Here is a 7658-nt window from a genome sequence, read left to right as displayed (position 1 = left end):
ACTGCTCAGCGCCGGTCCCATCCTTATAGTGCCCCGCCGGGGGCACCAACCTGCGACAGGCTTTGCGCAGGTCAACGCGATTGGCCACGTCGCAGGCCAAAAGCAGCTTCAGCGTTCCCCATGTCACATGTCGCAGGTTCGTGCCCTCCCGGGGCTCCACTCACACCTGACTGCACAACGCTCGAACCAGGTGAAGTACCAACACCGCGGCCGTCAGGATCAGGAGGCGATCCATTCAGCTCCATCGAATCTGGATGATCCTCAACTACACCCCGACCTTCGCCGCAGTGCCCCTGCGTCTGCACCAGCCCACCGCGCCCCAACCCAACAGCGGCCGAGCCGGCCGACGGATACCTGATCACCGGTTCGACGGTCGGCGGCGTAGATCGGCGATACGGGCAGTCAGCGGCATTCGGGCGGGGTGAAGATGGGCGGGGGAGTCAGGTCGCATACGCCGACCACCGGCCGCACGGAAATGGCATTCCCCTCGGCAGGTGCGCCAGGCAGTGCGACGAAGGATACGGCCAGAGCCGCGAGTACCACGGTGGCCCGCCGGGAATTTTTGAAATTATTCATGACATGATATTCCGACCCACTCACCGACCGATCAAGACCGCTTTGTTCAATTCGCAGGTCTGGCAGGTTGATTCGATGTCCGGACCGGACATGCCACACACGGGCGGGCGGACTTCTCGAAATCCAGAGAGTTTCGAATACCATTCATCCACGCTTGAATCAATTGCGCCGCTGAATGCGCATCGCATCCTGCTCATCGCCTGCGCCCTTATGCTGATCATTCCATCCGTTGTCGTATAGCTACGGAAAAAGAAGTAACCGTCCCGTAATCGAGAGTTGGCGGTTTGATCGCGAATTCCAGGAGAGAATCCGTGCTCAAGCAATCCGAGTCGTCCCGGAAACATGGCATGAATGCCGACGGCGGATCTCGTTCAGAACGTACCCGGAAAATCGCGCGAGGCGGCTATCAAATACGTTCCGGCGCAACGATTCCCAGCAACTCGAGCCCTACGGCGAGGGTATCTCCGGACAGTTGGCACAGCGCGATCCGGTTGCCGCGCACGCGGGGATCGTCGGCCTTCAGTACCGGGCACGCCTCGTAGAACGCGGTGAAGGTTTGACCGAGGGCGAACAGGTAGCCAGCCAGGCGGTGCGGTTCCAGGGAGTCGGCCGCGTCGGTGATCGCCTTGCCGAACTCGTCCAGCAGCAGGCCCAGCGCCCGCTCGGCGGGTTCGAGCGTCAGGTCGGTGTCCACGACCGGGTCGGTGCCGGGCGGGACGTTGCGCAGGATCGACCGGATGCGTGCGTGCGCGTATTGCAGGTAGACGCCGGTGTTGCCGGTGAAGTTGACCATGCGGTCGACATCGAAGACGTAGTCCTTGATTCGCGAGCCGGACAGGTCCGCGTATTTCACCGAACCGATACCGGCCGCTTCGGCGACCCGGTCGAAGGTCTGCGCGTCCAGATCGGGCGCCTTCTCGGCGAGAATCTCCCGTGCCCGTGTCACGGCCGAGTCCAGCAGTTCGGTCAGCGGAATGGTGGAGCCGGAGCGGGTCTTGAACGGTTTGCCGTCCGCGCCCTGGACCGTCCCGTACGGTACGTGGATCGCCTGCACGTCGTCGGTGAGCCAGCCCGCGCGACGGGCGGTGGCGAACACCATCTGGAAATGCTGGGCTTGCCGCGCATCGGTCACGTACAGCAGCCTGGTCGCTGCCAGCTTGCGGATCCGGTACCGGATCGTCGCCAGATCGGTTGCGGCGTATCCGTATCCGCCGTCGCTCTTGCGCACGATCAACGGTGTCGGGGTGCCGTCCGGGCCGGTGAACTCGTCGAAGAACACGCACAGCGCGCCGTCGCTCTCCACCGCGATCCCGGCGTCGGCCAGTTCCGCGGTCACCTCGTCCAGATACGGGTTGTACGTGGACTCCCCGGCCGCGTCCTGCGGGGTCAGCAACACCCCGAGTCGGTCGTAGAGGGCCTGGAACGAGTGTTGGGATTCGGTGACCAGATCGGTCCATACCCGCAGCGTGGCCTCGTCGCCGCCCTGCAGTGCCACCACCCGCGCCCGCGCCCGGTTCGCGAAGCCGGGATCGGAGTCGAATTTCTCCCGCGCGGCCCGATACAGCTCGTCCAACGCCTCGATCGGCGCGTCGGCGTTTCCGGTCAGATCGTCGCGGTGCCATTTCGCTTCGGAATGTTCATCGAGGTACTGGATCAGCATCCCGAACTGGGTACCCCAGTCACCGTAATGGATCTGCCGGATGACCTCGGCGCCGAGGAACCCCACCAAGCGGGCGAGCGCGTCACCGATGATCGTGGTCCGCAGATGCCCGACATGCATCTGCTTGGCGATATTCGGCGAGGAGTAGTCGATCACCACCCGCTCCCCCGCGAGCGGCGTACCCACCCCCAACCGGTCCGCCGCACGACGCGCGGCCAGCTGCGACCACACCGACGATCCGGTGACCGAAATATTGATGAACCCCGGCCCCGACAACCCGGTGTCCGCAATGATCTCGTCCCGCAACCGCTCATCGATCGCGGCGCCGACCTCGCGGGGGGCACGCCCGACCTTCTTTGCCAACGACAACGCCACATTGGACTGAAAATCGGCATGATCCGAGCGACGCACCAACGGGTCGGCGTCCGCCACCTCGGCCGGCAACGCAGCGGCCATCGCCCGCGATACCGCACCGGCCACCGCAACCATCAAGGGACGCACCGAATCCCGCACTCGCCTCATCCTCTCCCGCGACCCCACCCAAGGCACACGACCATTCGCAAGCTTACGCACCCCCCGAACCGAGAGTCGATGCCCCTGGCTCACGCCCCGGACATCCCGCATCGACCTACACGACGTATTACACACGGCGCGTTCGCATTCGGCGGAGATTCATGCGGTTTCCCGCACCACCCGCTCGGCCAGGCTTCGGTAGATCGCCACGAAGGCTTCCATGGTCGGGATATGCTCACGCAAATTCGAGCACGTTACGGTGCCGTCGCGACCGGATACCGCATCGATGAATTCCTCGAATACCCGCGTCTTTCCCGGCCCCAAGGAGCCCTCGGAGCTACTGCAGCTCTCCAGTTCCTGGAGAGTCACCTTCTCGTAGGGATCTCCCGGGAGGAAGTGGGTGTTGCGAAAGATGTGCAATTCGCAATGACGTGGTCCGCCCGGCTCGTACGCGCCCACATCATCGAAGAGGCTGCCGCCCTGCCATGACAGCACCTTCAATGCTTGGAACGGTCCCTGCTGCAGAAGAAAGGTCTCCTGGCCGTTGCGCCCGTTTCCCCAGTACAGGTTGCGACCCGCGGTATCCGGCCAACCACGACTCGAAAAGCTGGAGTGCAACAAGTGCAGCCCGACGGTTGCCTTGATCGAACCTGCCTCTTCGCGCCGAAGAAAGGCATGCAGGTCGTATTCCCCCCAAGATTCGGCGGGGATGGTCGGAACCGAAACCAGCCGCTCTTCGATATCGGTGCCGAACAGCCGTACCAGAACATCCGGAGGCACTTGGGCGGCGAAGTCCGGTGGCCGGATCGCGGTGGCCTCCGACCGGAACTCCGGATCCCAGCCGTTGACGGACAGCCACCAGCAGATGACATCGAGGACGTGGTACCCGGATTGAGCGAGAACGCCGTAGCCGCGAAACATCGGATGGTATGTCTGGCTTGCCATCTCGTCCGGCAACCGCCATTCCCCATCCGAGTGCTCGGCCACGATAGACGTAATATCGCAACCGGTTTCGAGGAACGCATCCCTGACCAGGGAACGAACCTTCGAGAAGAGGGCATTGGCCCGCCGGTGTGCCATCACGGCCGCTACCGCATGCGGGTGGTCCCGCTGGTACTCGGTCAGTGCCGTGTCGAGCCGCCGAACATCTCGCGCCAGCGCGTCGACCGCCGGAATCGAGGTCGAGACCCCCGGCCTGACCATGACCGGCTTGTCCACCAGGACCGACAATCCCTCGGCGAGAGCCCACATCAGATATTCGGCGTGCGCCTCGGGTTCGGTGGAGATGATCACCGCATCGATGGCGAGTTCACGGGCGAGTGAACTCAGCAGCCGTGTGCCTTCGTCACCGGGGAACGGTCCGCGACCGCGAAGGAAGAAGTGGCGCAGGTCGCCGCTCCACCCATGGCGTGCCGTGCGCTTGGTAACGGCTTCCACCGCAGTCTCGAGGTCCACAACGGCGATCAGGTCGGCCGTTCCCTCGTCCGCCATCCTGCGTAGGGCTGGTAGATAAAATCTCTCCGAATGCTCACCGGCGCCGATGAGCATGATCCTTACCGACACCGCGCGTGACATCCTTTCCGGGCGAAAGCCTCGATCGAGGTGGCGTCGTCGTCGATATCGCTGACCTCGGGCCGCGGGCCCGCTGTCAGGTCTGCCAGCATCGCCGCCCGAATCCACGACAGTGCGCCCTCCGCGCGCCACCAATCCGCTCCGAGCGCGCGTTCACATCGCACCTCGAGTTCGACAGCGTCCAGGAGGGCGCGGACCCGCTCGTAGTTCCGTTCACCGTGCTGTATGTCGAGAGCGAAATCGATCGGTGGCGGCCGCACATCGAGGTGTTCTCGGAATACCGCCGCACAGCTGTCGCTCAGTACCGTCGCCGAATCGTTTGCCGCGTCGACACTCAATGCGTAGAGCGCGCGAGTCGCGTAGGTCCTGGTCTCGACGAGTGAACGCAGATCCCGGCCGCCATCGATATCGAAACCTGCCTCCCCGCAGGCCGCTGCCCGGTCCGGAATCACTTCCAGCAGGTGCGACCAGGACTCCGCGATCACCGAGTCGGGAAAATAGTCGGCCACGGACGGGTTTTTCCGTTCACCGAGGACGAATGTTTGCAGCGCGTGCCCGGTCTCGTGAAAAAGGTCTCGGAAAAGGGTCGACCGGGATTGTGAGCCCAGTAAGATGATTACCGGTCCGGGCAGATCGAGCACAATGGAACTGGATCCGAATCCCGGCCGGAAGACGATGACCGCTCCGATCGCGGACAGTACTCGGCCGACCGGCACGCCACAGATCGGCAGATCGGTCGCTCGCGCGACATCCCCGGCATCGATTCGCCCGGCCCCGCCGAAACGCACACAGTCGAGCAGATCACCGAGCCTTTCGACGCGTCGCTCGCACCGCCATGCCGCCAGTGCCGTGAGGTATTTCGTTCGCGTCTGCTCCAGATAGGCGCCGAGGAAGCGGCGGGCGGCGGCCCGATCGCGGGATTGCCCAGACCACCGTGCTCGTCCGGCATCCATGAGCCGAACCCACTCTCGCGTGTAACCGAGCAGGCCAGCCTCGCCACCGCGGTTCGAGAAGCAATCGAACAGGCGGTCGTCGTATTCGGTTCCACGCACACAGTCCCCGGCCTTGATCGCCGAGGTACGAGCCTCGCCGGGTGAGATACCCAGAACATGGTCCTTCGTCTGCATCCAGGCATCCGCGGTCGCCGCGTGCTGGGTGAGTGCCCTCGATACGGCGACTTCGCGGGCGTATCTGTGCACCCGCTCGCTTCCGAATCCCGAATAGTTCCGGATTATCTCGTGCGGATCGAATTCAGGTTCGGTCACACCGATTCCATCGGGCTTCAGTCGTGCTGGCACTCCTGCCGCCACCGCATCACTCCAGGCCAGGAAGTCGCGGTGCCTCTTCAGCCGTGCGCCGATCGCACGGCCGGATATTCCGTACGGAATGTCGGCCATTTATACGTTACCATCGTAATCGTATACATAGTCGCCAGTTTCCTCGTAAAAGCGGCGCTGCGTATTTTCCCAGGCACCCAGCAGATTCTGCCGATCTCCCTCGCCCCTGATACCGAAGTACGGGAAGTGATGGAAATAGTGACCGAATATGTGATTACAGTCCTCGATGTATCGCCGGGTGTCGAGAATATGACCGTGCCAGAACTCGTCCATATCCATATGGGGTGGCATGAGCTCGTCTTCGTACTTGCGGCGAAGAAACAGCCACGTCCGATACATGGGCTCGAAATAATCCGCCATCCCATGCGACCAGCCACGCCCTCCCTCATGCGACGGCTGAGTCAGACCTGCTTTGATGCCGGACAAGTCGATTGCGTCGATGTAAGCTCTGACCTCGCGGAGCCCCTCGATTCGCGCTTCGTGTAGTTCGTGCTTCGGTGCCAGACGCCTGGGAACTGCCGAGTTGATCATCGCTGATTCCTCATCTGATTCACATTCAATGCCGGAGACGCCGAGACGGCGCCCCCGGCATTGATCGACTACACGGGACCGATTCCGATGCAGTCACAGCGCATGACACGCGTCGACGGGCGACGGGTGACGGCCTCGGCCATCTTCGTGTTCGCGACTTCCACGATCTGGACGACGGCCGCATCCTCACTGGCGACGTCGGACTTGGAAAGCTTCATGATTTCCCTCCCTTCGTAATTCGATGAACTTGCCTACGAATCAAACATAGCACCGAATTATATTGTCCCACAACATAATTCGACACGACACGGTAGCTGCGATCGGCGTGTGATCGGCGTGTGATCGCTCATTTCGAACCGCACTCGAACCTTCGACCACAGCGGCGTTCGGCAAGGCTCGGCCGTGCCCTCGCGCACTACTTCCCCCTGACCGTGCGACGTATCGCATACAGTGTGGGTAGATGCGTGAAGGCCAAGTGCCAGAAGGAGACTCGCAACGTCGCATAATTCGCGACATGGAGAAGCAGTCCCGAGACGGACACCACTCGGAGCCCGGTCGGCCCCGACACGCTGATCGGTAACGCCACCAGTTCGAAGGCCAGAACCAGCCGTGCGAGCACTACCGGATCGACCAGTGCTGCCCACTCCGATACGCGGTTCCACCGATACAGCGACAGCGCGTTGTCGATCACGTCGCCGGTCCGGAGCCAGGATTGCCCGCCGTGTCGCAGTTTCGCTATCGCGGATGCGAGATAGATCGTCGGCGCCAGATAGGCGAGTACGGGGACCCGACCCACACCATCGGCGCGCTCACCGGGCCCGGCCGTTTTCGAGGCGCGCAGGCAGAGTGCGAACAGATACAAGTGCTCGGTGTAGGGGGCGAAGCCCTCGAGACGGCTCGCGGTGAGCCACTCCGCGACGAGAGTCAGCACGATCGACCGTGCGCTGACGCGGCGAGTGCGCACGCAATCCCACGCCGCAGAGGCCACACCCAACCTCTTGAACAGCCGATAGGCGGTCGCATCGCGGGTACCGGCGGTCATCGGGCGACGGAGGGCGGGTTCGTCGAACACCCAGGGCGCTGGCAGGCTCGACGCGCGCGTGAACAAGGCTGCTGCGGCCGCCAGATTCGCCGCCTTCTCGTAGCGTTCGCGATCGAAGCTCGGCCCGACCCGCATCAGCGACTCCGCGCCAGAGTCACTGTGCACCGCTCGTGCCGGATTGCCGCCACCGTATCGAAGTCGGCCTGGTCGACAATGTGAACACATACTTCGTTCGCCATCCGCAACGGAATGTCCGTCGGACCCCAGATCTGGTCGAACCCTCGCCATCCCCGTTGCTGCGCCCGTATCGCGGCCAGGGTGAGCTCCCGCACGGCGACCTCTCCCATGGCCGCGGCCGTCCGGACGATGGATGTCGAACGGGCAGCTTCGAAAGGCAACAGATTGGCGGGAGAAATGACGACCGGCT

General features: G+C 63.3%; 7 protein-coding genes. All 7 read right to left on the bottom strand.

Annotated elements, in window-relative coordinates; translation table 11 throughout:
* Positions 1-402: 402 nt before the first annotated feature.
* The 7 genes from NM2_RS49560 to NM2_RS33545 all read right to left on the bottom strand — a co-directional run bounded on the left by NM2_RS49560 (position 403) and on the right by NM2_RS33545 (position 7366).
* Complete coding sequence (locus NM2_RS49560) at positions 403-576, bottom strand: hypothetical protein (RefSeq protein WP_157121469.1); 174 nt, start codon at positions 574-576, stop codon at positions 403-405.
* 406 nt (positions 577-982) lie between these two features.
* On the bottom strand, positions 983-2749 hold the full coding sequence (gene argS, locus NM2_RS33565; protein ID WP_245718335.1) for an arginine--tRNA ligase: 1767 nt from the start codon (positions 2747-2749) through the stop codon (positions 983-985).
* 159 nt (positions 2750-2908) lie between these two features.
* Positions 2909-4297 carry a Gfo/Idh/MocA family oxidoreductase gene (locus NM2_RS33560; RefSeq protein WP_281182590.1) on the bottom strand — a complete coding sequence of 463 codons (1389 nt, stop codon included), beginning with the start codon at positions 4295-4297 and terminating at the stop codon, positions 2909-2911.
* Between the two features lie 5 nt (positions 4298-4302).
* On the bottom strand, positions 4303-5586 hold the full coding sequence (locus tag NM2_RS33555; protein WP_157121468.1) for a hypothetical protein: 1284 nt from the start codon (positions 5584-5586) through the stop codon (positions 4303-4305).
* Between the two features lie 132 nt (positions 5587-5718).
* A complete protein-coding gene (locus NM2_RS33550; RefSeq protein WP_067677334.1) occupies positions 5719-6189 on the bottom strand; it encodes a glycine-rich domain-containing protein in 471 nt (156 codons plus the stop codon).
* A 68-nt stretch (positions 6190-6257) separates the two neighbouring features.
* Positions 6258-6407, bottom strand: coding sequence for a hypothetical protein (locus NM2_RS49555; protein WP_157121467.1), 150 nt, complete (start codon positions 6405-6407; stop codon positions 6258-6260).
* 197 nt (positions 6408-6604) lie between these two features.
* Positions 6605-7366: a hypothetical protein gene (locus NM2_RS33545; protein ID WP_067677332.1), complete on the bottom strand. Its 762-nt coding sequence runs from the start codon at positions 7364-7366 to the stop codon at positions 6605-6607.
* Between the last annotated feature and the right edge of the window lie 292 nt (positions 7367-7658).

It is taken from the genome of Nocardia miyunensis NBRC 108239 (assembly GCF_001613065.1).
Classification (GTDB): Bacteria; Actinomycetota; Actinomycetes; order Mycobacteriales; family Mycobacteriaceae; genus Nocardia; species Nocardia miyunensis.
Note: the sequence above shows the minus strand (reverse complement) of the source record. Positions and strands in the feature narration are given on the sequence as shown.